The 24,710-nt window shown below is 41.6% G+C and carries 22 protein-coding genes; 16 read left to right on the top strand and 6 right to left on the bottom strand.

What is annotated here, in order from left to right:
• Positions 1-128: 128 nt before the first annotated feature.
• Entirely contained in the window at positions 129-737 is a 609-nt protein-coding gene (locus tag FD724_RS10415; protein ID WP_114082399.1) for a Uma2 family endonuclease, read from the top strand.
• 3 nt (positions 738-740) lie between these two features.
• On the opposite strand, the gene arfB is transcribed toward FD724_RS10415, so the two are convergent.
• Entirely contained in the window at positions 741-1,157 is a 417-nt protein-coding gene (arfB, locus tag FD724_RS10410) for an alternative ribosome rescue aminoacyl-tRNA hydrolase ArfB (protein ID WP_114082400.1), read from the bottom strand.
• A 45-nt stretch (positions 1,158-1,202) separates the two neighbouring features.
• Positions 1,203-1,457 (bottom strand): RNA-binding S4 domain-containing protein, encoded by a 255-nt coding sequence (locus tag FD724_RS10405; protein WP_012412565.1) that lies wholly within the window; start codon positions 1,455-1,457, stop codon positions 1,203-1,205.
• A 694-nt stretch (positions 1,458-2,151) separates the two neighbouring features.
• On the opposite strand from FD724_RS10405, the gene dpdE reads away from it, so the two are divergent.
• The 5 genes from dpdE (at position 2,152) to FD724_RS10380 (ending at position 9,187) form a co-directional block, all read left to right on the top strand.
• The gene (gene dpdE, locus FD724_RS10400) at positions 2,152-5,463 is read left to right on the top strand and encodes a protein DpdE (RefSeq protein WP_179072564.1); all 3,312 of its coding nucleotides are present in this window, start codon (positions 2,152-2,154) and stop codon (positions 5,461-5,463) included.
• A gap of 237 nt (positions 5,464-5,700) precedes the next feature.
• On the top strand, positions 5,701-6,795 hold the full coding sequence (locus FD724_RS10395) for a DUF4350 domain-containing protein (RefSeq protein ID WP_179072563.1): 1,095 nt from the start codon (positions 5,701-5,703) through the stop codon (positions 6,793-6,795).
• Positions 6,796-6,867: 72 nt separating this feature from the next.
• Positions 6,868-7,818, top strand: a complete 951-nt coding sequence (locus FD724_RS10390) for a MoxR family ATPase (RefSeq protein ID WP_114082403.1) — start codon at positions 6,868-6,870, stop codon at positions 7,816-7,818.
• 125 nt (positions 7,819-7,943) lie between these two features.
• Positions 7,944-8,423 (top strand): YbjN domain-containing protein, encoded by a 480-nt coding sequence (locus tag FD724_RS10385; RefSeq protein ID WP_114082430.1) that lies wholly within the window; start codon positions 7,944-7,946, stop codon positions 8,421-8,423.
• A gap of 38 nt (positions 8,424-8,461) precedes the next feature.
• On the top strand, positions 8,462-9,187 hold the full coding sequence (locus FD724_RS10380; protein WP_179072562.1) for a biotin/lipoate A/B protein ligase family protein: 726 nt from the start codon (positions 8,462-8,464) through the stop codon (positions 9,185-9,187).
• A 204-nt stretch (positions 9,188-9,391) separates the two neighbouring features.
• Here FD724_RS10380 and rppA read toward each other — a convergent pair whose 3' ends face one another.
• Positions 9,392-10,090, bottom strand: a complete 699-nt coding sequence (gene rppA, locus FD724_RS10375) for a two-component system response regulator RppA (RefSeq protein WP_179072561.1) — start codon at positions 10,088-10,090, stop codon at positions 9,392-9,394.
• 66 nt (positions 10,091-10,156) lie between these two features.
• Between rppA and hisG the strand changes: the two genes are divergently transcribed.
• From hisG to FD724_RS10345, 6 genes are all read left to right on the top strand, one after another.
• Complete coding sequence (gene hisG, locus FD724_RS10370) at positions 10,157-10,801, top strand: ATP phosphoribosyltransferase (protein ID WP_179072560.1); 645 nt, start codon at positions 10,157-10,159, stop codon at positions 10,799-10,801.
• A gap of 451 nt (positions 10,802-11,252) precedes the next feature.
• Complete coding sequence (locus FD724_RS10365) at positions 11,253-13,814, top strand: GAF domain-containing protein (RefSeq protein WP_179072559.1); 2,562 nt, start codon at positions 11,253-11,255, stop codon at positions 13,812-13,814.
• A gap of 17 nt (positions 13,815-13,831) precedes the next feature.
• Positions 13,832-14,257: a response regulator gene (locus tag FD724_RS10360; protein ID WP_175586658.1), complete on the top strand. Its 426-nt coding sequence runs from the start codon at positions 13,832-13,834 to the stop codon at positions 14,255-14,257.
• Between the two features lie 5 nt (positions 14,258-14,262).
• Positions 14,263-16,551 (top strand): response regulator, encoded by a 2,289-nt coding sequence (locus FD724_RS10355; protein WP_179075471.1) that lies wholly within the window; start codon positions 14,263-14,265, stop codon positions 16,549-16,551.
• 182 nt (positions 16,552-16,733) lie between these two features.
• Positions 16,734-17,645, top strand: a complete 912-nt coding sequence (locus FD724_RS10350; RefSeq protein WP_179075470.1) for a hypothetical protein — start codon at positions 16,734-16,736, stop codon at positions 17,643-17,645.
• Positions 17,646-17,700: 55 nt separating this feature from the next.
• On the top strand, positions 17,701-17,937 hold the full coding sequence (locus FD724_RS10345; RefSeq protein WP_179072558.1) for a hypothetical protein: 237 nt from the start codon (positions 17,701-17,703) through the stop codon (positions 17,935-17,937).
• Here the strand turns inward: FD724_RS10345 and FD724_RS10340 are convergent.
• Positions 17,934-18,245 carry a hypothetical protein gene (locus FD724_RS10340; RefSeq protein WP_306297086.1) on the bottom strand — a complete coding sequence of 104 codons (312 nt, stop codon included), beginning with the start codon at positions 18,243-18,245 and terminating at the stop codon, positions 17,934-17,936. The two genes, FD724_RS10345 and FD724_RS10340, sit on opposite strands and share 4 nt — an antisense overlap.
• Positions 18,246-18,759: 514 nt before the next feature.
• On the opposite strand from FD724_RS10340, the gene FD724_RS10335 reads away from it, so the two are divergent.
• Entirely contained in the window at positions 18,760-19,467 is a 708-nt protein-coding gene (locus FD724_RS10335) for a hypothetical protein (RefSeq protein WP_242060622.1), read from the top strand.
• Positions 19,468-19,470: 3 nt separating this feature from the next.
• Positions 19,471-19,596 (top strand): hypothetical protein, encoded by a 126-nt coding sequence (locus FD724_RS40770; protein ID WP_256874519.1) that lies wholly within the window; start codon positions 19,471-19,473, stop codon positions 19,594-19,596.
• Positions 19,597-19,743: 147 nt separating this feature from the next.
• Here the strand turns inward: FD724_RS40770 and FD724_RS10330 are convergent, their stop codons facing one another.
• On the bottom strand, positions 19,744-20,193 hold the full coding sequence (locus FD724_RS10330) for an Hsp20/alpha crystallin family protein (protein WP_179072557.1): 450 nt from the start codon (positions 20,191-20,193) through the stop codon (positions 19,744-19,746).
• 335 nt (positions 20,194-20,528) lie between these two features.
• Complete coding sequence (locus tag FD724_RS10325; protein WP_179072556.1) at positions 20,529-21,167, bottom strand: TetR/AcrR family transcriptional regulator; 639 nt, start codon at positions 21,165-21,167, stop codon at positions 20,529-20,531.
• A gap of 109 nt (positions 21,168-21,276) precedes the next feature.
• On the opposite strand from FD724_RS10325, the gene FD724_RS10320 reads away from it, so the two are divergent.
• Together FD724_RS10320 and FD724_RS10315 are read left to right on the top strand one after the other, a co-directional pair.
• Positions 21,277-22,653, top strand: coding sequence for an HlyD family secretion protein (locus tag FD724_RS10320; RefSeq protein ID WP_179072555.1), 1,377 nt, complete (start codon positions 21,277-21,279; stop codon positions 22,651-22,653).
• Positions 22,650-24,698, top strand: coding sequence for an ATP-binding cassette domain-containing protein (locus FD724_RS10315; RefSeq protein ID WP_179072554.1), 2,049 nt, complete (start codon positions 22,650-22,652; stop codon positions 24,696-24,698). The genes FD724_RS10320 and FD724_RS10315 overlap by 4 nt, the downstream gene beginning before the upstream one ends.
• Positions 24,699-24,710: the final 12 nt, after the last annotated feature.

Here is a 24,710-nt window from a genome sequence, read left to right as displayed (position 1 = left end):
GCGCAATTAAAGCTAACTGGCAAGGGCTGTCATTTGTCCTTTGTCATTGGTAAGGACTTTAAGCCTGTTTACGTTTCATAACATAATTTTGTTTATTTCTAGCAACTTACTTAGGGGGACAATAAATTATGATTCAAGCTTTACGTAAACTAGTAACTTTTGAAGATTTTGCAGCATGGCGGCCCGAGGGCAGCAGATACGAATTACATGATGGCGTGATTGTTGAAATGGCACAACCAACGGGTGATCATGAAGATGTTGTCGGTTTTTTGGCACTAGAAATATCTGCTGATATCAAGCGTCTAAATTTACCTTATTACATTCCAAAAACCGTATTAGTAAAACCACTTGAAGGTGAATCAGCTTATTCACCAGACATATTAATAATCAATCGACCAAATTTAGTGAATGAGCCTTTATGGAAAAAGGAATCGACTGTATCTCAAGCGGTATCTATTCCATTAGTTATTGAAGTTGTTAGTAGTAATTGGCGGGATGATTACTACAAAAAATTAGCTGATTATGAAGCTATAGGTATTCCTGAATATTGGATTATAGATTATGCGGCTATAGGCGCTAGAAAGTTTATTGGCAATCCTAAACTGCCTACTATATCCATTTATCAATTAATCGATGGTGAGTACCAAGTTACTCAATTTAGAGGTAGCGATCCCATCGTCTCGCCTACTTTCCCAGAGTTAAATTTAACTGCTGAACAGATTTTTAAAGCTAGCTAAAATCTAAAATTCTGTCACCTGTCCTCTGTTAGACTTAACCTGTCCGCGCTTAGTTTTGTAGTCAAGGCGCTTTCTTTGAGAACTGCGAGTTGGTTTCGTGGGTTTGCGTTTTATCGTTACGACAACTGCACTTTGAATGAGTTCTTGAAGTCGTTTCAAAGCTGATTCCCGATTGTTTTCTTGGCTTCGGTGTTCCTGTGCTTTGATGACAACAACTCCTTCCTGGGTAATGCGTCGATCGTTCAGCTTTAAAAGCTGTTCTTTATAATAATCTGGTAATGATGAAGCGACAATATCGAAGCGTAAGTGAATCGCTGTGGAAACCTTATTTACATTCTGGCCTCCTGCTCCTTGCGAACGAATCGCACTAATTTCAATATCACTCTGGGGGATTATAACTTTGTTGGAAATTTGCAGCATCGCTCACAAGGCAAAAGAGGAACTTTTCAATTTGGGATAAAATTTTTACTCGGTTTGTTCGGGAAAATCTATTACTACATTTTGGTCTTCATTGTTATCCAAATTCACCTCTAAAGTCTTTCCTTCTATTGTCACTTTATCACCCGGTACTAGCCTCCGCCCTCGTCGGGTTTCCAGCATACCGTTTACTTGGACATCGCCACCTTGAATCATTAGCTTGGCTTGTCCTCCAGTTGGCACTATACCCATCAACTTTAAATATTGGTTTAACTTAATTGTGTTGTCTCGGATTTTCTTCATACTAAATAAAACTACATCATCTTAATTGTACCCTGGTGTTATCAAGGCAAAGCGTGAATCTATTGCGCCACATAATCACCTAAGTACAGTATTTCATTGAATTCGTAGCTAATTAATTTGGTAAGTAAGTAGACATAATTAAATATAAAATAAACTCTTAGTTTGGAGTGAGCGATTTATCGCTCAGAGCAAGGATTATCAGAAAAATGGGTTAAAACCCCGTGTTTACTTCGGCTACGCTCAGTAACCATCCAGCACGGCTTTAAAGTAATGAGTAAGGAGTAATGAGTAATGAGTGGATGAAAAATGGGTATTTACTCATTACTTGTTACTTATTACTCATTACTCCTTCTTAAGAGTGCGTTCACGGCGGTGAGGATGTCAACAGGACTAAAGTCCTTACTACAAACAATAAATTTATTTATGCCTAGATACTTAATACCCTGCAATGCAATGCCAATGCGTCGGCTGACAATGCTAATCCGTCCTGATGCATTTAAAACGCAAATCAACCTTTAGGCTGATTTTACTAGTTAGGTGTGGTGGAGCGTAGGCGTAGCCCATCGTAGATATCGCTAAAACGAAAAACAGTAATGCCAGTTTATTATCTATAATGTTGATCGACAAAACTACCAGATATAGGTGAAAAAACTAGTCTGGAAGGTTCTTTTAGTGTGTTCAGGGGACTGGATCTATGATTAAGCTCGGTTTATTGGTACAGTCCCAGAATAACTCTTTGGGTATCGGCAAAGTTACGGAAATATCTGATACCAATGCAAACGTTGAGTATTTTTGCTCTATAGGGCAACGTCTTCAAAAAACTTTACCTTTAAGTTCGCTCTCTGAGGTCAGACTTGAACCACAGGCTCGATGCTATATTAAGTACCAAACTCAGGATAAATGGATAGTTGGGAGAGTTTTCATTTGGGATGAAGATACAGAAATGTATCAAATTGATTTACCAGATAAGAAAACTGCGATCGCTACTGAAGAAGACATTTACGTTCGTTGTAATCTCCCAAACACAGACCCCATCGAAACTCTAGCGATGAAGGGTCACGAAACGCCTTACTTCCACGACAAAAGATTGGCTTTCGTCAAATCCTTGATTAAGCAACGCGCTGTCAGTCGCGGGATGACAGGACTGATTTCGGCAAATATTAATCTTTATCCTCACCAAGTTGAAGTAGTGCGGCGGGTACTGGAAGACCCAATTCAACGCTACTTGCTAGCAGACGAGGTAGGACTTGGAAAAACCATCGAAGCTGGTGCGATTCTGCGTCAATTTCTCTTGGATGAACCGAAAAAGGGTGCAGTGGTATTAGTTCCGCAATATTTACTCAAACAATGGCGGACTGAGTTAGAAAACAAGTTTTACATTTCCCATTTTGGCAAACGGGTAGCGGTGCTGGCGGTTGAAGATATCCATAAAATCAACCTGAAAGCGAGGATAGGCTGCTTAATTTTAGATGAAGCTCATCATATCGCAGCAATGGCGACTTCCAAGGATGCAACAGTGCGCCAGCGTTTTCAGACTTGTAAAGAACTGGCTCATAAAAGCGATCGCTTACTTTTATTATCTGCCACTCCTGTTCTCAATCATGAGCAAGATTTCTTGGCAATGTTGCACTTGCTCGACCCAGCAACCTATAAAATTGGTGATTTAGAAGGTTTTCGTGCCAAAGTTGAAAGCCGTCAGGAAATTGGTAGACTTCTGCTTTCTTTCAAAGAAGATGCTGAACCTGTTGTTCTCAAAAGCAACTTGCAGCAACTACGAAACCTCTTAGCTGAGGATGAGTATTTTTTGAAGCTGGCGGATGATTTAGAAAATTGTTTACAAACAAATTCTTCAGAGCAAGACCAAATCGTCCAAGCGATTCGTACTCACGTCAGCGATATCTATCGACTACACCGCCGAATGCTTCGCAACCGTCGCGCGGCGGTGGAAGATGTGATATTTGACCGCAATTTTACACCCAAAGAAGAGTATGATTTAGACGAGCGATCGCCTGATATCCACGAACTACTCAATCAATGGCGTAGTGTTGCTCCTGCTGAAAAGCCATATCAGCGAATTTTTCTGCTGTTATTTCTCGCTGCTGGTACTTGGTTAGGCATTTTAGAGCAGGTAATTACCGCCCGCTTAACTGGTAAGCCTCATGCTAAACTCATCCAGGAGTTTAAAGAAGATGATCTTCGCGTCTTAACTACAACCCCCAAATTCTCAGGGGAAGAAGAGATTCTGCAATCCTTCCTTAAAATTATTCGTCAACCCCAAGAGGATGGAGGACGGACGGAAAATTTGAAAACTGTACTGCTGAATCAGCTAGGTACATACTTCAAAATTCCCGCAAACGTTCGGAAGAATCAAAAGGAATTCATCACGAGAATACAGCAGAGAATCAAAAGACCAATTACTGGCGATATTCTGCCCAAATTTATTGTATTCACCAGTTTTGCCCAAAGTTGTGGCGAAATAGTCCGGTATTTGTCTGATACCTTTGGTGCAGAGACAATCGTCAAACATCAATTTGGAGAATCACCAGACAAAGTTGAGGAAGGCTTAAATAAGTTTAGGAATAATCCAAACTGCTTTATTCTAGTATGCGATCGCTCAGGAGAAGAAGGGCTGAACCTCCAATTTGCCGATTGGTTAATTCATTTTGACCTTCCTTGGTCGCCTAATCAACTAGAGCAAAGACTTGGCAGACTTGACCGCATTGGTAGCAAAATTGGAGTTCAATCTTGTGTTTTGATTGGCCCCTATTTGGAAGATAGTCCTCACAATGCTTGGTATCAAGTATTAAAAGATGGATTTGGTATTTTCCAGCAATCAATTGCGAGTTTACAGTTTTATGTAGATGATAAACTTGCAGAATTAGAAACAGCTTTGTTTCAATCAAGTGCTGCTGGATTGTTAGAGATGATTTCACCAATTCAAGAGCAAATTGAAGCCGAAATTGCAAAAATTAGCGAACAAAATGCTCTAGATGAAATTGACGCTAACGATGAAATTGCCACCGAGTATTTTCAAGACCTCGATAATTACGATGCTTGTCATCTAGAAATGAAACGAGCAATTGAAGGCTGGATTTGTGAGGCGCTTGGATTTCGAGGACTCAATAACCCCGACTCATCAGAGATGCGACGTTATCAACCCTCAACGCGGACATTAGTTCCCATAAATGAGTTAAAAAACCGTTTTGCTGATAGTTACCTAGACCAATTTGGTACTTATAATCGCAGGGTGGCAAACCAGAATCCTGGTATTAAACTCTTTCGAGTTGGGGAAGGATTTGTTGAAGCACTATGGAACTATATAAACTGGGATGACCGAGGTGAAGCCTTTGCAATGTGGCGCACCGATTCATCTTGGGATGCGAAAGAAGGGAAAGAGTGGTTTGGTTTTCAATGCAATTATGTAGTCGAGGCAAATTTAAGAATTGCCAAACAAGTTTTACTAGATAACAAACTCGATAGTTCTCAATTCAAAAACTTGCAACGACGTGTTGATGCTCTATTTCCGCCAATTATAGAAACTATCTATGTTGATGGTCGCAATGAGCCAATCCGCGTTGTTGAAGATAAAGCTCTCTTAAGTATTCTGCAACGTTCATATAAAGATAAAAACAATAATCAAGGACGAGATTACAATCTGGCAAAAGAGCGCTTAGGAATTATTGACGATTTTGTTGACCCTAGTAAATGGCAAAATTTCTGCTATCAAGTACGTAACACTTCTGCGGAATTACTTTCAAATCGTCCCGATTTTATTGACTTGTGCCAAAGTTGTGCTAAAGTCGCCGAAAAGAAATTAGCCAATCGAGTAGAGCAATTACGTCTGCGTCTAAACCAACAAAGCTGGGATAATGCCCTAGCTGAAGAATTGAAGATAGAAACTGCTTTAAATGCAGCCATTCTCCAAGGAATTAGCCAACCCCAGATTAGGCTTGATTCTGTCGGTTTTATTGTTGTATCGGGGCGATCGCTTGTGCAATTTGAATGATATTATGTGAGGTTAAATAGCCTTAGTCAGTATACTAACCCCACCCCGTAAAAAAGGTGGGGTTTTTTACGACTTCCAAATAAGAGTATTTTTATTTAAATAGCTTGTATTTTTTATTACTGCAAGTGTTTTAATGCAGGTTTAAGAAAAGTAATGATATTTTTGACTTTCCCGGAAAAATAAGTAAGTATTAACACTTGTGATACAGAAACAAAGTGATTATTGTGAAAGTCGAAAATGAAACGTTCAAATCGCCTTGCTTGGATGGGAGCGATCGCACTAGCTGCGATCGTTTTGCTTACTTTGTTAGTGGCTCCCAATAATACAAAAATTAGCACTGGCTCTACTTATAACCGCGCCTCTGATGGATATGGTGCTTGGTATGCTTTTATGCAACAGAAAGGAATTTCTATCAAGCGTTGGCAAAAACCTTTTAGTGATATTCAGCCAGAAAATAGCCCAGTTACCTTTCTACAGGTAAGCGCCTATCCAAGGGAGACAGCATTGAATGGTCAAGAGCGGGAATGGGTAGAAAAAGGGAATACTTTGGTAATTTTGGGTGCGGGGGCGCGGGTTACAGAAGTAGAGTTTAGCACTATGCAAAAATCTCCTCAAGGCGATATCAAAATTGATACACGTAGACGATATCAGAAAGCTAACTCCAAGCAAGTTGATTTAGGCGATCGCTTTGGTGCTGTTGTCTGGGAAAAAACTTACAACCAGGGAAAGGTAATTTTTTCTACTACTCCTTATTTGGCTGCCAACGCTTACCAAGATTATTTAAGTAATTTCAAGTATTTAGCTAGTTTAGTAACCGAAAATAGTAACACAGTATTTGTTGATGAATACATCCACGGTTATAAAGATGCTGATGTCAGAAAAAAAGAAAGCGAAGGTAATTTATCTAGCTTTTTTGCTAAAACTCCTTTATTTCCAATATTAGTGCAGGTAAGTATTCTGCTATTGGTGCTAACTTGGGCCCAGAATCGCCGCTTTGGGAAGCCAGTGGCTTTAGATACACCAGTGACGGATAATAGCGAAGCATATATCCAAGCTTTAGCGGGAGTCTTGCAGAAAGCTGATACCACCGACTTTGTTGTCGAGATGGTGGGTAAACAAGAACAACTCCAACTACAAAAAGCCTTGGGATTAGGACAAGTACTTTTAGAACGTCAAGCCTTAATCAATTTCTGGAAAGAAAAAACAGGCACAAGTGCAGCAGAACTGGATGTAGTTTTAAAGCTACAATCCCACAAACAACCCATCAGTGAACGAGAACTGTTAAGCTGGTTGGGCAAATGGCGAAGCATTAGGAAAATTCGTAATTCGTAATTCTTTTTTTGAAACTGTGCATAATATTTCTGTGCCTGAGTACTTCTGAGTAAATTATTTATAAGCAAAAAAATGAGCGAAACTCATCCTATCTTAATTCGCCTTGGTCAAGGTCTTAATCAAGTAGTTGTTGGGCAATCGAGCCTAATACAACAACTTTTAGTAGCACTACTAGCGGGTGGGCACGTAATTTTAGAAGGAGTACCGGGAACTGGTAAAACTCTCCTGGTAAAAGTATTAGCGCAGTTAATTCAAGGAGATTTTCGCCGAATTCAACTAACACCAGATGTTTTACCTTCAGATATTACTGGGACAAATATTTTTGACTTGAATAGCCGCAATTTCACTTTGAAAAAAGGGCCAATATTTACCGAAGTACTGTTAGCAGACGAAATCAACCGTACTCCTCCCAAGACACAAGCAGCATTGCTGGAAGCGATGGAAGAGATGCAGGTAACGCTGGATGGTGAAAGTTTGCCCTTACCAGATTTATTTTGGGTGATTGCAACCCAAAACCCCCTGGAATTTGAGGGGACTTATCCCTTACCAGAAGCGCAATTAGATAGATTTTTATTTAAGTTAGTGGTAGATTACCCAGATCAAGCTGCGGAAAAGCAAATGTTACTCAATCGTCAGGCTGGGTTTTCAGCAAGGCGTTTGGATATTAGCCGTTTGAAACCAATCGCAACAGTAGCCGACATTTTACAAGCACGACAAGCAGTTAAAGAAGTTAAAGTATCAGAAGCGATCGTTGATTATTTGTTAGCCTTGGTGAGAATATCGCGTCAATATCCCGATTTAACTTTGGGTGCATCACCTCGCGCCGCCGGTGCTTGGTTGCAGACATCTCAAGCATTAGCGTGGTTAGCTGGCAGAGATTTTGTCACGCCAGATGATGTAAAAGCAGTTGCATCGCCATTGCTGCGTCATCGCCTCATTTTGAAACCAGAAGCAATGCTGGATGGTTTACAAATGGATGCGGTAATTGCGTCGGTAATTAATCAAGTACCAGTTCCAAGGTGAAAAAATTCTTGCTATATTCCAAGCTATTTGGAAAGTAGACCCAAAAGGAAGCTCAAACTAACTGCCTCCACAAGTTATAAAGTATGTGTAGATGAAACAGCGAGTATATCGAGAAAAAAATCTGTATGGCAAGCTACCAAGAAACCGTAACTAGTGACGAATCCATTAATGAGCTAATCGCCGAGACGACAGGCATTAACCATCTGGAGGTGATTGAAAATGTCATCGACTCTTTAGAACAAGATGATAGTGCGATGGTTAGCCATACTCCAGAGGGTGGCTATCTCTGGAAGTTTAAGTATGGAAGTGTGCAGGTATATGTCCAACTCAACGGTACAACCGATGAAGACACCATAACGGTTTGGTCTGCGGTGCTAAATTTACCTGCTAAAGATGAACCCAGATTGCTGCGTTATCTGTTGGAGTTGAACTGCTCCAGCACTTTTGAAGCGCGTTTTGGTATTATAGAAAACAGAGTGGTTGTGATCTCAACACGCACCTTAGCGGAGTTATCTCCCGGCGAAGTGTCTCGGTTGATTACCATTGTGGCAACAATCGCTGATAACAACGATGAAGCCTTACAAACTGAATTTGGTGCAACTTAAGGAATTTTGGATTTTGGATTGGGCTAATACTGTATTAGATGTATAGCAAGCAGGTGTGGCGACTAATTCCTTTGCTAGAGGCGGCTGGTAATGTGCAAATGGCCATTGACAACTGGTTACTAGAACAGCACCAGTCTGGAAAGCATCCGTCAACTCTGCGCTTTTATACCTGGTCGCCATCTGCCATTTCTCTTGGCTATCATCAACGCCAATACCCTGAATATTGGCAAAATTTGACTTGGGAAGGGCAGAAATTGGATTTAGTGCAACGTCCTACTGGTGGACGGGCCGTATTACACCAAGGTGATTTAACTTACGCCGTAATCACATCTGGAATTATGGGTAATCGCCTCCAGGTGTATGAAAAAATTTGTGAGTTTTTGATTCAAGGATGGCGATCGCTCGGCGTAGAATTACATTACGGTAAAGAAGGGCGAGGTTACATCCACAACCCTAACTGTTTTGGCACAGCAACCAGTGCAGATTTAGTTTTGCCAGATGGTGCCAAACTCATTGGTAGCGCTCAACTGCGACGTAGTGGAGCAATTTTGCAACATGGTTCCATCCGTTTGCAACCCGATGCTGAACTGTTTGCTCAAGTATTTGGTGCAGAATCTTTTACGACTGTACAACTACCTCAAAGTCTGAGTGTGGAAAAGATTATTGCAGATTTAATCACCGCAGCTAGTGATTGTTTTAATATGCAGATAGAGTTACAACCCCTATCGCCCTCTGAGTGGGAAGAAATCTTGGCAAAACTATGATTTTCCTACTAAGTTATAGCGCTTCTGGGTTGAGTTAAATACAGACCTAACCCCCAGCCCCTTCCCTGCAAGGGAAGGGGAGTGTGGGGAGTGTGGGGAGTGTGGGGAGTGTGGGGAGTGTGCGGGGTCAGATTTCTTCCCCATCCTCCCACACCTCCCACACCTCCCACACCCCTTGGATTTCTCACTTGTGAGAAATCCAGGCTAAACAGACTCCACAGAGGAAGCACCGAAACGATAGCCTTTGCCGTAGACTGTGTGAATCAGTGCAGTTTCTCTACCTACCTCAATCTTACGACGCAGCAAACGAATTAATGCTGCAATCACATTACTACTGGGTTGTTCTTCCTCTTGCCATAAATTTTCCATAATTTGGGCATGAGTCATTAGTTGTCCAGTGTGTTCCATAAAATATTGCAGCAACTGGCTTTCTTTTTGCGATAGCTCAATTATTCGTCCTTGGCGATAGGCGACTTGATTTTCACAATCTAGTTCTAAATCAGCGACGGTTAAACGTCCGGTGGTGGTTTCATAGGTTTGGGAACCAGAACGACGCAATAAAGCCCGGACTCTAGCTAGTAACTCCCGTAGTTCAAAAGGTTTAACTAAATAGTCATCAGCGCCAGCATCTAAACCTTGTACGCGGTCATCGAGAGTATCTTTAGCTGTGAGAAACAACACGGGAGTGGTTTTGCCTTGTCGTCGCAATTGCTGACAAATCTCTAACCCCGTTTTTCCTGGCAGCATCCAATCTAAAATTAGTAGGTCATAACTGCCTACTTGTGCATATTCGCTGCCAATTGTGCCATCGAAAGCGGCATCAACAATATAACCCTCACGAGTCAACAAGCGACTCAAGGGTTCAGTTAGTTCAACTTCATCATCAACTAATAAAATTCTCATGCTGCTGTGGTAAGCATATAGAGATATTATTCAACTGCTGGATCGCCAAGGATATTAAGAAAAAGAATGCTGACTGTTGCATTGCCAAAAGGGGAACTCCTTAAAAATAGCATCCGCTTGCTACAATCTGTGGGATTAGATTTTAGCGCTTTTTTAGATTCAGGAACTCGCCAACTTCAAATTCCTGATACTAAGGGAATTGCAAAAGCTTTGTTGGTGAGGGCGCAGGATGTGCCTGTTTATGTGGAATATGGTCAAGCACAACTGGGTGTTGTTGGTTACGATGTGCTGCGGGAGAAGCAGCCGCAAGTTGCCCACTTGGTAGATTTGCAGTTTGGGTATTGTCGGATGTCAGTGGCGGTACAAGCATCAAGTTCTTACCGATCGCCTTTAGATTTACCACCGCATGGTAGAGTTGCTTCAAAATATGTGAATTGCGCTCGTGAATATTTTCACAGTCTAGATTTACCCGTGGAAATCGTACCGTTGTATGGTTCAGTGGAATTAGGCCCGATTACTGGAATGTCAGAAGCGATCGTGGATTTGGTTTCTACAGGACGGACTATGCGCGAAAATGGTTTAATTGAAATCGCTACCCTGTATGAAAGCACGGCGCGGTTGATTGCCCATCCTCTGAGTTACCGTATGAACACAGGTAATGTGAGTGATGTAATTGCCAAGCTGCGGGAAGCTGTTTTGGTAGAGGTTTAACAGTTAAGTTGGTCGGCGCAATTAAAGCTAACTGGCTAAGGCTGTCATCAAAAATATGGGTCTGAAACCCCGTGCTTCACGCAATGCTTTAAAGTAATGAGTAAGGAGTAATGAGTAATGAGTGGATGAAAAATGGGTATTTACTTATTACTTATTACTCATTACTCCTTCTTAAGAGTGCGTACCCTTCTCCTGATGGAGACGCTGCGCGAACGGGAACGCCAAGGGCGAACACGCCAGGGAGTATGTCAAATACGGAGAAAATTTGTTTACACTAGGATTAGTGCGATGGCGTACCCGCCTGCCGTAGAAGTACGACAAAATTGAAACAGAATTCCCTGAACAGCCAAAGGCGGGGAAATGACTAATAATTGTTAACAAAAGTTAAGCTACTCTTGAGACAGTCATCCTGTTGACTGAAATATTACATTTAGATTTTTCATAAAAATTAATGAAAGCTGGACAAATTGATACAGAAATAGCGCGGCTAGAAGCCCTCCGCCAGTATCAAATTCTTGACACTGAACCCGAAGAAGCTTACGACAATCTTGCTCAGTTAGCAGCATCTATTTGTGGTACTTCTATCTCTTTGGTAAATTTTATTGATGAAAACCGTCAATGGTTTAAGGCAAAAGTAGGTTTAGATGTATCAGAAATGCCTCGGAGTATTGGGTTATCTTACCTTTGTCAAGAGCGGCGTAACGTTGTGGTGGTTCCTGATACCCTAGCTGACGAAAAATTAGCAAATAATCCGGTAGTAACTGGCTATCCATACATACGGTTTTATGCAGGTGTACCCTTAATTACTCCCAAGGGAGATATGCTGGGAACTCTGTGTGTAATTGACCAAGTTCCAAAAGAATTGAGCCAAAAACAAGTAGAGGCGCTTGTGGCTCTGAGTCGCTTGGTAATCGACCAACTAGAACTTAGGCGTTATGTAACTGAAGTATCTGAAGTTACTGAAAAGCTCATGGCACAGGAGCAAGCAGCCCGCGTCCAGTCTGAAGCGGCGAGAACCCGCATTCATAATCTTCTTGAAAGCATCACTGATGGGTTTTTTGCCCTGGATAAAAAGTCGCGATTCACCTACATTAATGGTCAAGCAGAACGGCTGTTGCGAAAAAAACAAAATGAGCTTCTGGGTAAAAACATCTGGGAAGTGTTTCCAGAAATCATCGGCACAACATTTTACCGTGAGTATCACAGGGCAATCTTAGAACAGGTGAGTGTGGAATTTGAGGAGTTTTATCCACCACTAAACTGCTGGCTTCAAGTCCATGCCTATCCTGCAAAAGACGGCTTGTCTATTTATTTTCAAGACATTACTGAACGGCGGCGAACAGTAGAAGCACTACGAGAAAGTGAAGAACGTTGGCAATTAGCATTACATGGTAATAATGATGGCATTTGGGATTGGAACCTTAAGACTAATGAAGTGTTCTTCTCAACTCGGTGGAAGGAAATACTCGGTTATAAAGACCACGAAGTTTCCAACGGTTGGGACGAATGGATAAAACGAATCCACCCCGATGAGCGAGATTGGGTACTTCAAGCCTTCCAAGACCACTTTGCCAAGAAAACACCGTTTTATGTCTGTGAATATCGAGTCCAGTGCCAAGACGGCAGCTATAAATGGATTCTAGATCGAGGACAAGCACTTTGGGACGCATTGGGTGATATAGTTCGCATGGTGGGTTCTTATACAGATATCACAGATCGCAAGCAGGCAGATGAAGAATTAAAGCGGCAGAATTTGCGATCGCAATTATTTGCAGAAATCACCCTGAAAATTCGAGAATCTTTACAAATAGATGAAATTCTCGAAACCACAGTGACAGAGGTACAAAAATTATTAAACGCTGACCGAGTTTTAATTTTTCGACTGGAAGCTGATGGTTCGGGAACAGTAGTACAAGAGGCGGTGCTACCTGGTTGGCCTGTAATTCTGAGAAAAAATCTTTTTGACCCCTGCTTTAAAGAAGAATACATAGAAAGATATCGCCAGGGCAGAGTCAGTGCTATGGAAGACATTGAAACTGCTTACATTCAACCATGCCATCGAGAATTTCTTCAGCAGTTTGCTGTCAGAGCTAATCTCGTAGTACCAATTCTCGTCAGAGATGGCATTTGGGGCTTGTTGCTGGCTCATCAGTGTGCCGCACCTCGAAAGTGGAATAACTTTGAGACGGAGTTGTTACAGCAATTAGCCAACCAAATTGGCATTGCTTTATCTCAAGCGCAACTATTAGAAAAAGAAACCCAGCAAAGCCAAGAACTAGTCCGTTCTAATGCGGAATTGGAACAGTTTGCTTATGTGGCTTCCCATGACTTACAAGAGCCGTTACGGATGGTAACAAGTTATTTACAGCTACTAGAGCGAAGATACAAAAATCAACTTGATGCCAATGCCGATCAGTTTATCACCTACGCAGTAGATGGGGCGCGGCGAATGCAGACCCTAATCAACGATTTGTTGAACTATTCCCGCGTCAGCACCCGTGGACAGCCCTTTAAATTAGTTGATTGTGATGTAATCTTACAACGGGCGATCGCTAATCTCCAAATTGCGATCGCAGATAGTCAGGCAATTGTCACTTACGATTCTCTTCCTGAAGTGATGGCTGATACTACCCAACTCACACAAGTATTTCAAAACCTGATTGGCAACGCGATCAAATTTTGCCAGAATCAGCAGCCACAAATTCACATTGGGGTAGCCAAGCCAAATCCAAACTCAGACGAAGAAAGTTTAAATTCTATACCATTGGCAGATGAATGGTTATTCTCGATACGTGATAATGGGATTGGTTTGGAATCCCAGTATGCAGAACGTATTTTTATAATTTTTCAGCGCTTGCACGGTAGAGACAAGTATCCTGGTACTGGAATTGGTCTGGCAATTTGTAAAAAAATTATAGAACGTCACGGCGGCAGGATCTGGGTTGAATCGAAACCGGGTCAAGGCTCGACTTTCTACTTCACAATTCCAGATAGAGCAGGTAAGCAATCGTGAGCGTTATAACAGCGATTATGCCTATTGAGGTTTTGTTAGTAGAGGACAATCCTGGCGATGCCCAACTTACACGCATCGCCCTAGAAGATAGTAAAATCTCGATTAACCTCAACGTCGTCGAAGATGGTGTGGAGGCGATGGCATTCTTGCGAAAACAAGAAAAATATGTTAAGGCAGTCCATCCCGATATTGTGTTGCTCGATTTAAATCTCCCCAGAAAAGATGGGCGGGAGGTACTGGCAGAAATCAAAGGAGATGAAAAGCTCAAGCGAATTCCTGTGGTAATTCTGACGACTTCCCAAGCTGAAGAAGACATCCTCAAAGCATATAATTTATGTGCAAACTGTTATATAACTAAGCCAGTAGATTTCGATCAATTCGTTAAAATTGTACAATCAATAGAAAATTTTTGGTTTGCGATCGTAAAACTGCCACCGGAGTAGTGGAAATGGCAGGTAAAAATATTAAAGTCTTGTTAGTAGAAGATAACCCTGGTGATGTTTTTTTATTACAGGAGCTTTTAAAGGAAGTTACCACAGTTGTAGTTGATTTGATGCCCGTTGAGCGGCTTTCGGAAGCAATTAACTACTTAGCAAAGGAAATTTTTGATGTGATTCTACTAGACCTCTCGCTGCCAGATAGCCAGGGGCTAGAAACCTTTGTCATCGCTCACCATCAGGCTAAAGCTACTCCCATAATTGTGCTGACGGGTATAAATGATGAAACCCTAGCAATTAGGGCGATGCAAGAAGGAGCGCAGGATTATTTGGTGAAAGGGCAAGTAACTGGCGACTTGCTGGTACGTTCCATGCGTTATGCCATCGAACGTCAACGGGCAGACGACGCATTGCGCCATAGTGAGGAGCGATTTCGGGTGGCCCTCAAAAACTCTCCCATCTTTGTCTACAACCAAGATATAGATTTACGCTACACCTGGGTTTATAATCCGCCATCTGGATTGACAGTTGAGGAAATATTAGGGAAACAAGACTTGGATATTATCCCAGGTGAAGATGCTCAACGTCTTACCACAATTAAACGTGGGGTGCTAACCACTGGTATAGGAACGCGAGAGGAAGTATCAATTACAATCAAAGATATAACTCGATATTACGATTTGACAGTTGAGCCATTGCGGAATGAGTCGCAAGAAATTCTCGGCGTGACATGCGCCAGTATTGATATTAGCGAACGACAAGCTGCGCTACGCGAACGCAAATTGGCAGAAGAAAAAATCCGCGAACAAGCAGCATTACTAGATGTCACCACAGATGCCATTTGCGTGCGAGATTTAAACAATCAAATTATTTTCTGGAACAAAGGCGCAGAAACACTTTACGGCTGGAAAGCTACAGAAGCTTGGGGCAAAAATGCTACTGAGCTTTTGTTTGACGAACCTTCACCAGAAATCGAAGCGGCTCTTTTACAAGCTACTAGTAAAGGTAAGTGGCAGGGCGAGTTAACTAAACTGACTAAAATGGGTAAAGAAATCCTTGTTGCGAGTCGCTGGAGTTTGGTGTGCAGCGAACAAGGAAAACCTAAAGCGATTCTCACCGTGGACACAGATATTACCGATAAAAAACATCTAGAAGCCCAATTATTTCGCGCCCAACGCTTGGAAAGTATTGGCACTCTAGCTAGTGGCATTGCTCACGACCTCAACAATATCCTGACACCGATTTTGGCAGGAGCGCAACTCTTACCACTCAAATTTCCCGATGCAGATGAGCGGACTCGCCATCTACTGGAAATTTTGGAAATCAACGCTAGACGCGGGGCTGATTTAGTCAAACAGGTGCTGTCCTTTGCACGGGGTGTAGAAGGAAAGCGTATCACTTTGCAACTCAGACATCTGATTGTGGAAGTTGCCAAGATTCTTAAAGAGACATTTCCCAGATCCATACAAATCAGCACTGATGTCCTGCAAGATTTATGGATGGTTTCTGGAGATAGCACCCAACTACACCAAGTATTGATGAACCTCTGCGTTAATGCCCGCGATGCAATGCCAAATGGCGGTAATTTGAGTATTATTGCTGAAAATCTGTTGATTGATGAAAATTATGCCCGCATGAACCTGGAAGCCAAAGAGGGGCCTTACATAGTAATTACTGTCTCCGATACGGGAGTTGGGATTCCTAAAGAAATCTTAGATAGAATTTTCGAGCCATTCTTTACCACAAAAGATGTTGGAAAAGGCACAGGGTTAGGACTTTCCACCGTGCTGGGAATTATTAAAAGCCACGGTGGTTTTGTGAATGTCTATAGCGAAGTGGGAAGTGGCACTAGCTTTAAGGTTTACTTGCCAGCAGTGGAGGGAATGGAAACATTTACTCCCGAAGAATTGCCACCACAGACGGGACATGGAGAATTGATTTTGATTGTGGATGATGAAGTTGCCATTCAAGAGATTACCAAAACATCACTGGAAACTCATAACTACAAAACCCTAATTGCCAATGATGGCATTGAAGCGATCGCGGTATACGCTCAAAACCGGGATAAAATTAGTGCCGTACTGATGGATATTATGCTACCTTCACTCGATGGTTTAACTGCCATCCGTACCCTGCAAAAAATTAACCCCAAAGTCAGAATTATTGCCAGCAGTGGACTTATGTCTGAAAATAAGCTCAGTTCAGTAGCTGCTATTGGTGTCAATACATTTTTGGTCAAGCCCTATACTGTCAACGAATTATTGGTTTCTTTACAGAAAGTACTATCGGAAGCCAACTAAATACGTAATCACACTGCTAAATATAGGGATAGAATACTACTTGCTTGTGCAGGTGAAAATTTTTCGGATTTGATATGATTGGGCATCGACCAACACACTTCTATTACGGAGTGTAGCGAGTGGGAAGAGTTTTTTTAACCCCACACCCAATGCTCAATACCCCATGCCCAATCCCTTTTAATATGCCTCGGTTTCTCAAGTTAATTATAAATATAGTAGTCTTGAGTGCATTGTTACTCATATCTGTGCAAGTTTGGGCGCAAGATTGGCGACCAGTTCGCGGTGGTATCCCTTTCGGGATCAGTGGTATGGCTTTGATAAAGCAGCAAAGCAATACCCTAGATTTTCTGATCGTCCATGACAACAAAAAACCCAATCAAACCCGTTTAGCAATTATTAGTATTAAAGGAAAAAACCAACTTGAATATTTCCCATTAAAGTGGCCAAGTAACATAGAATTGCCCATCGACTTAGAAGCTTTAACATCTATTCCTGAGAAAACAAAATTCTCTTTTATCGCTTTAAGCAGTTCTGGCAAAGCTTATTTTATCAGGTTAAACCCTGCCAATCAAACTATCTTGGTTCTCAAAGAATTCAATCTACCAGAAATTATTCAAGGAAATAATTTTGAAGGATTTGGATTACAAAATATAGACGGAAAATTAGTTGCTATTTGGGCACATCGAGGCGAAGATGAACAACCAGCAACTATATTTTGGGGAGTGTTTGACTTGGCTAAATATCAAATTAATCTCGCAGGTTCTGCCAATCTGAAAGTACCGTTTCCATCTGGCAATGTACGTCATATATCAGACATTAAGGTAGACCCTGTAGGAATTGTGTACATCACCTCAGCAAATGATGCCGGAGACGATGGCCCATTTCAGTCAGCTGTGTATGTCGCTGGTTATCTGGGATTGCGTGATCACAAAATTGTATGGCAGCAAAATTCTCAACTTGTTCCTCTTTACCGCTCTGATTATCACAAAATTGAAGGTATGGAACTTGTTCCCGGTGCAGAAGGCGGTGTGATTATTGGTACGGATGATGAGAATTTGGGTTCCTATGTATACATGGTGGGTGGGAGTAACTGAGCGATATGTCCTTTAATAACCTGTGGAAACTGCTATCTGAAAACAGATTAGGGACTTGCGTAAAAATAAAGTACCAGTAAACCGAGTTTCGACTGCGCTCAACTCTCGATGGCTGAGGGTTGAGCGCAGTCGAAACCCGTCTAGTTGGGATACTATTAACCCGCAGATCCCTTACTGGTTTATTTGCGTTTATTTGCGATCGCCTAACAACTCCCTTAAGGAGTGTCAAGGTTTACAGTGCGATGGCGTACCCGCCCACCGGATACCGTTGGCGAATTCCCCAAACAGCTAAACTGAACCGATTAGTTCAGCAATGAAACGGTTGAGAACCTTCTGAGCAGTTTTATACCCAGTAGCTTGCTTACCTAACTTCAGTTCAAACAAAACATGGTCACGTAAAATTTCAAGTTCTCTTACCGTTAGCAACCCAACAGAATCTTTTACGTTTGCACTATCAGATGTCTGATGCAAATCCCTCTCCCGTGTAATACAAGGGCTGGTGTTATGCCTAACAATGTGTTCTAAATAGTCAGCACGGGTTAAGCCTAAGCATTCCGAAGCAATATCAAGAGCCTTCCAAGTATCATCTGTTAGTCGCAAAGAGCGTACTTCACGATATTAAATTCATTCCTAACTTTCCTCTGGTTTTAGTCTTTTTCTTAAGGAATCATCCTTCTATGTTATATTTTCTCTCTCGACAATTAATCCACCCTGCTTTTTAAGGGGGATTTAGGGGGATCAAGATATGTGCAACTTCATATTAAATTGGTATAACAACTGCATTCAAGCGCATATATAGCGTTTCGTAAGAAAGCTTTTTGTAGAGAAAAGAGAAAAATCGAAGCTGTCATGAAATAAAACTCAACTTAATAGTACCCTCAAGGGTACTATTAAATAAATTTTTTAGTTGATATCGTAGCTTTGAAGCACAGCGATGGAGGCAATCTTTTCTCTAATTAGCATTAAAAATTACAGGTTCAACAAAATAACCAGTTTCAAGCGTAATTACAGCCACAAATCTTGTGAATAAGTGGCTCTAGCTTTTATTCCAGGTACAAATTATCTTTAATCAGCTTCAGAACTCAATATTTGTGCTTTGAATATATGAAGCTATATGAATACATTACTTATGTCAATAATTTATCCCCTAACACATCTAAGTCTTGCCTTGATCGAATGGGTGTTAATAGGCTGGGCAATTCGTCTGTGGCAGCAATCAACCAGCTTCGCAATGATAGTGTTGCCTATAGTGCTATTGAGCATTAGCTATGACAATCTCATTCTTTCAATAGGAAGTCTGATTGGTGCAGGAGAGCTTTTGAAAACTCTCAGTATGCTGCGCTTTCTATTACATTATTTAGTTGTACCGCTATTCATTGTGATTGGTGTTGAACTCGCTCACCGTGCCGGAGCTGGTTGGGCCAATGGAGTAATGCGGGTTTTATCTGCGATCGTTGCATTGGGACTTGCAGCGATAGATATTGCCACCCATTATATAGGGTTGGAACTAGTTCCAATAGAGTTTGCGGGAATTCTACGCTATCATGTTGCCAACTTGAGTGGCCCGCCAATTATCACGATTGTAGTTAATATATTTGTCCTACTAATTGGCATTGGTATTTGGTTCCGACTGAAATGGCCTTGGTTATTTTTAGGAACATTGCTTTCCTTTTTTGGTAATGCTTTGCCATCAGATACAGTAGGTACACTTGCTGGTAGTGCATCTGAATTTGTTATGGCTATAGGTTTACTGTTAACTGAGGAGTTTTCCCAAAAAATGAAACAAAAAAGTATAAGGGAAAGTCTGTTGATAAACAGGTAACTTATGAAAAAAGTAATTATTATCTATGCTGGAATTGGCGGTGCTGAAACTGCGCTTGCCCTAAGTTGTGCTGGTCTTGAGCCTGTTAAATTTAATAAGATTAATTGTGTAAATATTCTTTACATTTAATCTGATTTCATTCAATGGCTACGCCAGGCTGCGCGAACAAAAATCAAATCCAGACTTTTTTTCCATAAAAAAGCCCAGTCATATTTTAACTGGGCTTTTAGCTATCTCAATCAATTATTGGAGATAGAGTAGTTTCCTCAATATCAATTAAACAGCAGTTTGCTCTAGATTAATCTTGACAGCTTTGTTCTTTTCTCGCTCGGACTTGGGCAGTGTCAAATTCAAAATACCGTTTTTATAATCTGCGGTGACATTAGTATTTTGAACCCGAGCAGATAGAGGAATTACACGTTGGAATTTACCATAGTAGAATTCGCTCTTGGTAGTGCTATTGTTTTGGGTTTTGGTTTCAGACTTGCGTTCACCGCTAATGTGAACAGTATCTTCTGTAACTTGAATATCTAGGTCTTTAGCTTCCAGCCCTGGCAGTTCTAGCTTCAGATAAATTGCATCATCAGTTTCTTGCAGTTCAGCAGCCGGAACTTTGACAGAGCCTTTTTCAAACTGTGCAGATGGGACTTTAGTGTCTCCCAATAGACCGTTGATGTAACTTTCTAAAGTGTTGAAATCTTGTGCAGAGTTGTAACGAAATAACATATTAATTTATCCCTTGTATCAGTAGTAGTTTTTGACTCAACCAACTTTGGATTTAAATCCTTGCTTTGATTTCCATAATATTGAGAAATAACAAGTTTGTAAATTCGGTTATTCTCACCAAACAATGGATGATTTCCGCACCAGATTAGGCAGTAAAAAACATATTACGGGTTACTCGCATTTCTCGGTTCGGTAAACCGAATAATAGCTGTTAAAGGGGATCTACTTTAACACTAAGCTTTACTTTCTTGTACCCAAATGGTTATCCCTGCGCTCCCACTTTTCTTTATTGAACTGACTGCGCCACTTCAAAACTAAGTTCAATTTCAATTCTTTTAGTGATCTTTGCTTGTATGGGCGAGTACCAAACTCATTAAACTATCTAAAATGCGATCGCGTGACAGCGGCATCATTTCTTTGCCATAGAGCATTTCCTGTACCATCACATAGGATACCAGTGAGCCAAAAAAGATTTGCGCTGTTGCTTCTGGGTCAGTAATGCCTAATTCTGGGTGAGAAGCTAAATACTGGCTCAGTAATAGCCGTCCCCGTTGAATCACGGTTTGAGTATATAATTTTGCCAATTCTGGAAAGCGTTGCGACTCGGTGATAATCAAGCGGAATAGTCCTAAGTAGTCAGGATTATCGGCAACTTTTATCAGATAGGCTTCAGCAATTTCACGCAATAATATCGCTGGCTCACCATACAAATCTTCTGTACAAAAAATTCCCTGAAAGCTAGCAATTGTTACCCTTTCGATCAACGCCTTAAATAATCTTTCTTTATCTTGAAAGTGACTGTATATTGTCTGCTTAGATACTCCAGCTTCCGCACTTACCCGATCCATACTGGTTCCAGCATAGCCATCCCTCAAGAATACCTGCATGGCTCCTCGCAAAATTTGCTCCTGTTTTTGAGTCAAAGCTCTTAAACGAGATAAAGTTTCAGGTTGGGAACCAGAGGTTTTGGGCATACTTGACGTAAATTTTTTTACATATTTCTTGTCTCTTGGAGAATCATACCATACAGTCTAGTATGATAGTTCCAGTAAATATTTAATGATAAAAATATAGGCTGTTACCATGTCTCAGACTGCCTCGACATCTCCAGAAGGGATTATAAATGTTCCAGTGCCAGCATCTAAGCAGAAACGGAAGAAACCGATTTTGTTGTTAGGATTGGTGATTATCGTAAGTGGTATTAGTTATTTTCTATGGCATAGTCAACGGCAAGTAGCAGGAAATATACTGAAATTGAGTGGAAGGATTGAGGGTTACGAAACTGAAATTGGGGTGAAGCGTTCGGGAAGAATTGTTTCAATTGCAGTCCGGGAAGGGGCAGCAGTAAAAAAGGGGCAAGAATTAATCAAGTTGGATGACAGTAACGACCAACTGCTAAAAGAACAACTGCGGGGTGCTGAGGCTAGGGTTGCATCTGCTCAATCTGATGAACAGCAAGCAATTTCCGATGCTACTCAAGTAGAAAGTGGGATTGAACAAATTGATAGCCAAATCAGTGAAGCAAAACTTAATTATCACCAATCCCAAGGAGATACCCAAGGACGAGTTCAACAGGCAGTATCTAACGTAGCAACAGCCAAGGCACAATTATTACAAGCGCAGGCACAGACAAAGCAGGCACTAGCAGAAGTAAAATTAGCGAAAATGAATCGCGATCGCTATGCCAAACTCGTAACAGAAGGTGCTATTAATCAACAACAATTTGACCAAGCACAAACTACCTTTGACACAGCAGTAGCCACGTTAGAAGCACGAAAAGCAGCAGTAAATGCTGGACAAGAACAATTACGCGCTGTTGTTGGGGCATTAACCCAAGCTAAAACTACAAGTTTCAATCCTGGTATTCGCAATGCCCAAATAGAAGCATTAAACAGAAAAAAAGATCAGAGTTTTGCTCAACTAAAATCTGCCCAAGCAAAGGTAAAATCTGCTCACGCCAAAGTAAAAGATGCCTTAGCATCAAAACAGCAAATTCTGACCCAAATAGAAGATTCGAAAAAAGATTTAAATGTTGTTAGTCCTTTAGATGGGGTAGTAACTGCCCGCAGTGCAGAGATCGGGACTGTAGTGAGTAGTCAAACTAAAATTTTGACAGTAGTTGACCCTAATACAGTGTATTTGCGGGGTTTTATTCCCGAAGGTGATATTGGTAAAGTGCGCTTAGGACAAACCACCAAAATTTTTCTTGATTCTGCGCCGGAAAAACCCCTTATGGGCAAAGTTATTTCTGTTGATCCTCAAGCCTCTTTTACCCCAGAGAATATCTACTTCCAAAAAGATCGGGTTAGGCAAGTAGTAGGCGTGCGTATTCTGTTACAAAACCCTCCTGGCTGCTTTAACCCAGAAAATCCCTACTCTGGTTCAGATTTGCCCTGTGCCAAAATTGGAATGCCAGCAGATGCAGAGATTGCGTTGCAGGGTAAAGAGGTCAGCAAATGAAATTATCAACTCCTAAACCACTGCAATTATCTAATCACTCAACCACTACTATTAAAGTTAGTAATTTACATAAACATTATGGACAACTAATCGCTGTCCGGGGAATTGATTTTACTGTCAATCAGGGTGAGATGTTTGGGTTAATTGGCCCTGATGGTGCAGGTAAAACTACTACCTTTCACATCTTAGGTGGGGTAATGGAAGCGACGGCGGGAGAAGTGCAAGTATTTGGTCAGCCGGCAAGAGACGCACGTTTAAGGACGGGATATCTCACACAACAGTTTTCCTTGTACTTGGATCTCAGTATTGATGAAAACTTGCGTTATGCGGCGGGATTGCGCCAAGTGAGTGATAATTTATTGCGGGAACGCCGCCAGAAATACTTAAAATTAATGAGTTTGGAACAGTTTGGCGATCGCTTGGCGGGTCAACTTTCCGGCGGAATGAAACAAAAGCTGGCGCTGTGTTGTGCCTTGGTTTCCCAGCCGGAAGTGCTGTTATTAGATGAACCTACCACAGGGGTTGATCCAGTTTCCCGACGGGAATTTTGGGATGTATTAGCAGAACTTTCTGCCGATGGGATGACCATTGTTGTCGCCACACCTTATCTAGATGAAGCCGAACGCTGCGATCGCGTGGCATTAATGTATAGCGGTCAAATTCACGAAATTGGTACACCCGCAGCATTACGCGCCAATTTAGGCTTACATCGCCTAGAAGTCAGAACAGCAAATCTAGAGATAGCCGAGAAAATTCTCTTGGAGAATGTGCAAACAAATATAGTCGATGTGCAGACATTTGGCGATCGCTTGGATGTTCTCGTTCAAGATGTAACTCTTGGTGAAACCCAGGTAAATCAACTACTACAACAGCATCACCCCAGTATTGAACGTGGCGAACCCACCTTAGAAAACGTCTTTGTCACCCGTCTCCGACAACAAGGTTCAGCACCAGCATTTTTGTCCTTTCCTCGTTCTCGTGGGGGAAATAAGAAAGAAGGTTACAGGGAAGAGGTAACAGGTGACAGAGGGAAAAGAAAAGAAAGGAAGAAGGAAGAAATAAGAGAAAATTCTTCTACACTGTCACCTGTTACCTATCACCTGTCACCTTCTTCCTCTCAAATCGCTATTTACGCCCACAATCTCAACCGTGTATTTGGTAACTTCCAAGCAGTCAAAAACGTTAATGTCGAAGTCCGCTATGGCGAAATATTCGGGCTTTTAGGTGCGAATGGAGCCGGAAAAACGACTACCATCAAAATGCTGTGTGGATTACTAGCAGCTAGTGGTGGTGACATTTCCCTTGGTGGTGAAACAGGAAATCTGCGTAGTCGTGACTTACGGCGACGTATCGGTTATATGAGCCAGAAATTCACTCTTTACGACGATCTGACAATTCTGCAAAACCTAGAATTTTATAGCGGGATTTACAGCGTACCCCGCAAACTTAGGCGAGAAAAGATTGATTGGGTAATTGCTACCTGTGGCTTAGAGGGACAAGAACAGATGCTTACCGGACAATTACCCGGTGGTTGGAAGCAGCGAGTAGCTTTTGGCGCTTCTGTAATGCACGAACCAGATATTTTATTTCTAGATGAACCGACATCCGGGGTAGATCCTTTAGCCCGTCGTCAGTTTTGGAAGCTAATTAATGACTTTGCTCGCAATGGTACAGCTATTTTGGTGACAACGCACTATTTAGAAGAAGCTGAACAGTGTAACCGTATGAGTTTTATGGTAGCCGGGGAAATCGCCGCCGAAGGTTCACCTAGTTCTATCAAAGCTTCTCAACCAGGACAACTTATAGAAATTATCGTTAACCAAAATCAAGCCGCTTCCAAGATACTTAAACAACATCTTGATTCGTGGCGTGTCTCGATTTTTGCCGATAGTTTACACGTTGTTCTTGATCACCCGGAAAAAGAAATTCCCGAAATAACTCAGCTTTTACAATCCGCACACCTGACTATTGAATCTCTGCGTCCCATTCCTTTCTCTTTGGAAGATGCTTTTATTGGTATCGTTGAACGTGCAGTAGGGAATTAGGAACATGAAAAC

This window comes from Nostoc sp. C057 (genome assembly GCF_013393925.1).
Lineage (GTDB): Bacteria > Cyanobacteriota > Cyanobacteriia > Cyanobacteriales > Nostocaceae > Nostoc > Nostoc muscorum_A.
The sequence above is the reverse complement of the archived record's forward strand: the minus strand, read 5'-3'. Positions and strand labels throughout refer to the sequence as shown.

Bases quoted from the DNA above. Each gene is read 5' to 3' on its own strand.
- FD724_RS10335 (WP_242060622.1), top strand. From the start codon at position 18,760: ATGAATACATTACTTATGTCAATAATTTATCCCCTAACACATCTAAGT.
- FD724_RS10350 (WP_179075470.1), top strand. From the start codon at position 16,734: ATGCCTCGGTTTCTCAAGTTAATTATAAATATAGTAGTCTTGAGTGCA.
- FD724_RS10415 (WP_114082399.1), top strand. From the start codon at position 129: ATGATTCAAGCTTTACGTAAACTAGTAACTTTTGAAGATTTTGCAGCA.
- FD724_RS10405 (WP_012412565.1), bottom strand. From the start codon at position 1,457: ATGAAGAAAATCCGAGACAACACAATTAAGTTAAACCAATATTTAAAG.
- FD724_RS10330 (WP_179072557.1), bottom strand. From the start codon at position 20,193: ATGTTATTTCGTTACAACTCTGCACAAGATTTCAACACTTTAGAAAGT.
- FD724_RS10320 (WP_179072555.1), top strand. From the start codon at position 21,277: ATGTCTCAGACTGCCTCGACATCTCCAGAAGGGATTATAAATGTTCCA.
- FD724_RS10380 (WP_179072562.1), top strand. From the start codon at position 8,462: ATGTATAGCAAGCAGGTGTGGCGACTAATTCCTTTGCTAGAGGCGGCT.
- FD724_RS10395 (WP_179072563.1), top strand. From the start codon at position 5,701: ATGAAACGTTCAAATCGCCTTGCTTGGATGGGAGCGATCGCACTAGCT.
- FD724_RS10355 (WP_179075471.1), top strand. From the start codon at position 14,263: ATGGCAGGTAAAAATATTAAAGTCTTGTTAGTAGAAGATAACCCTGGT.
- FD724_RS40770 (WP_256874519.1), top strand. From the start codon at position 19,471: ATGAAAAAAGTAATTATTATCTATGCTGGAATTGGCGGTGCTGAAACT.
- FD724_RS10365 (WP_179072559.1), top strand. From the start codon at position 11,253: ATGAAAGCTGGACAAATTGATACAGAAATAGCGCGGCTAGAAGCCCTC.
- hisG (WP_179072560.1), top strand. From the start codon at position 10,157: ATGCTGACTGTTGCATTGCCAAAAGGGGAACTCCTTAAAAATAGCATC.
- FD724_RS10385 (WP_114082430.1), top strand. From the start codon at position 7,944: ATGGCAAGCTACCAAGAAACCGTAACTAGTGACGAATCCATTAATGAG.
- FD724_RS10315 (WP_179072554.1), top strand. From the start codon at position 22,650: ATGAAATTATCAACTCCTAAACCACTGCAATTATCTAATCACTCAACC.
- arfB (WP_114082400.1), bottom strand. From the start codon at position 1,157: ATGCTGCAAATTTCCAACAAAGTTATAATCCCCCAGAGTGATATTGAA.
- FD724_RS10325 (WP_179072556.1), bottom strand. From the start codon at position 21,167: ATGCCCAAAACCTCTGGTTCCCAACCTGAAACTTTATCTCGTTTAAGA.
- FD724_RS10390 (WP_114082403.1), top strand. From the start codon at position 6,868: ATGAGCGAAACTCATCCTATCTTAATTCGCCTTGGTCAAGGTCTTAAT.
- FD724_RS10360 (WP_175586658.1), top strand. From the start codon at position 13,832: ATGCCTATTGAGGTTTTGTTAGTAGAGGACAATCCTGGCGATGCCCAA.
- dpdE (WP_179072564.1), top strand. From the start codon at position 2,152: ATGATTAAGCTCGGTTTATTGGTACAGTCCCAGAATAACTCTTTGGGT.
- rppA (WP_179072561.1), bottom strand. From the start codon at position 10,090: ATGAGAATTTTATTAGTTGATGATGAAGTTGAACTAACTGAACCCTTG.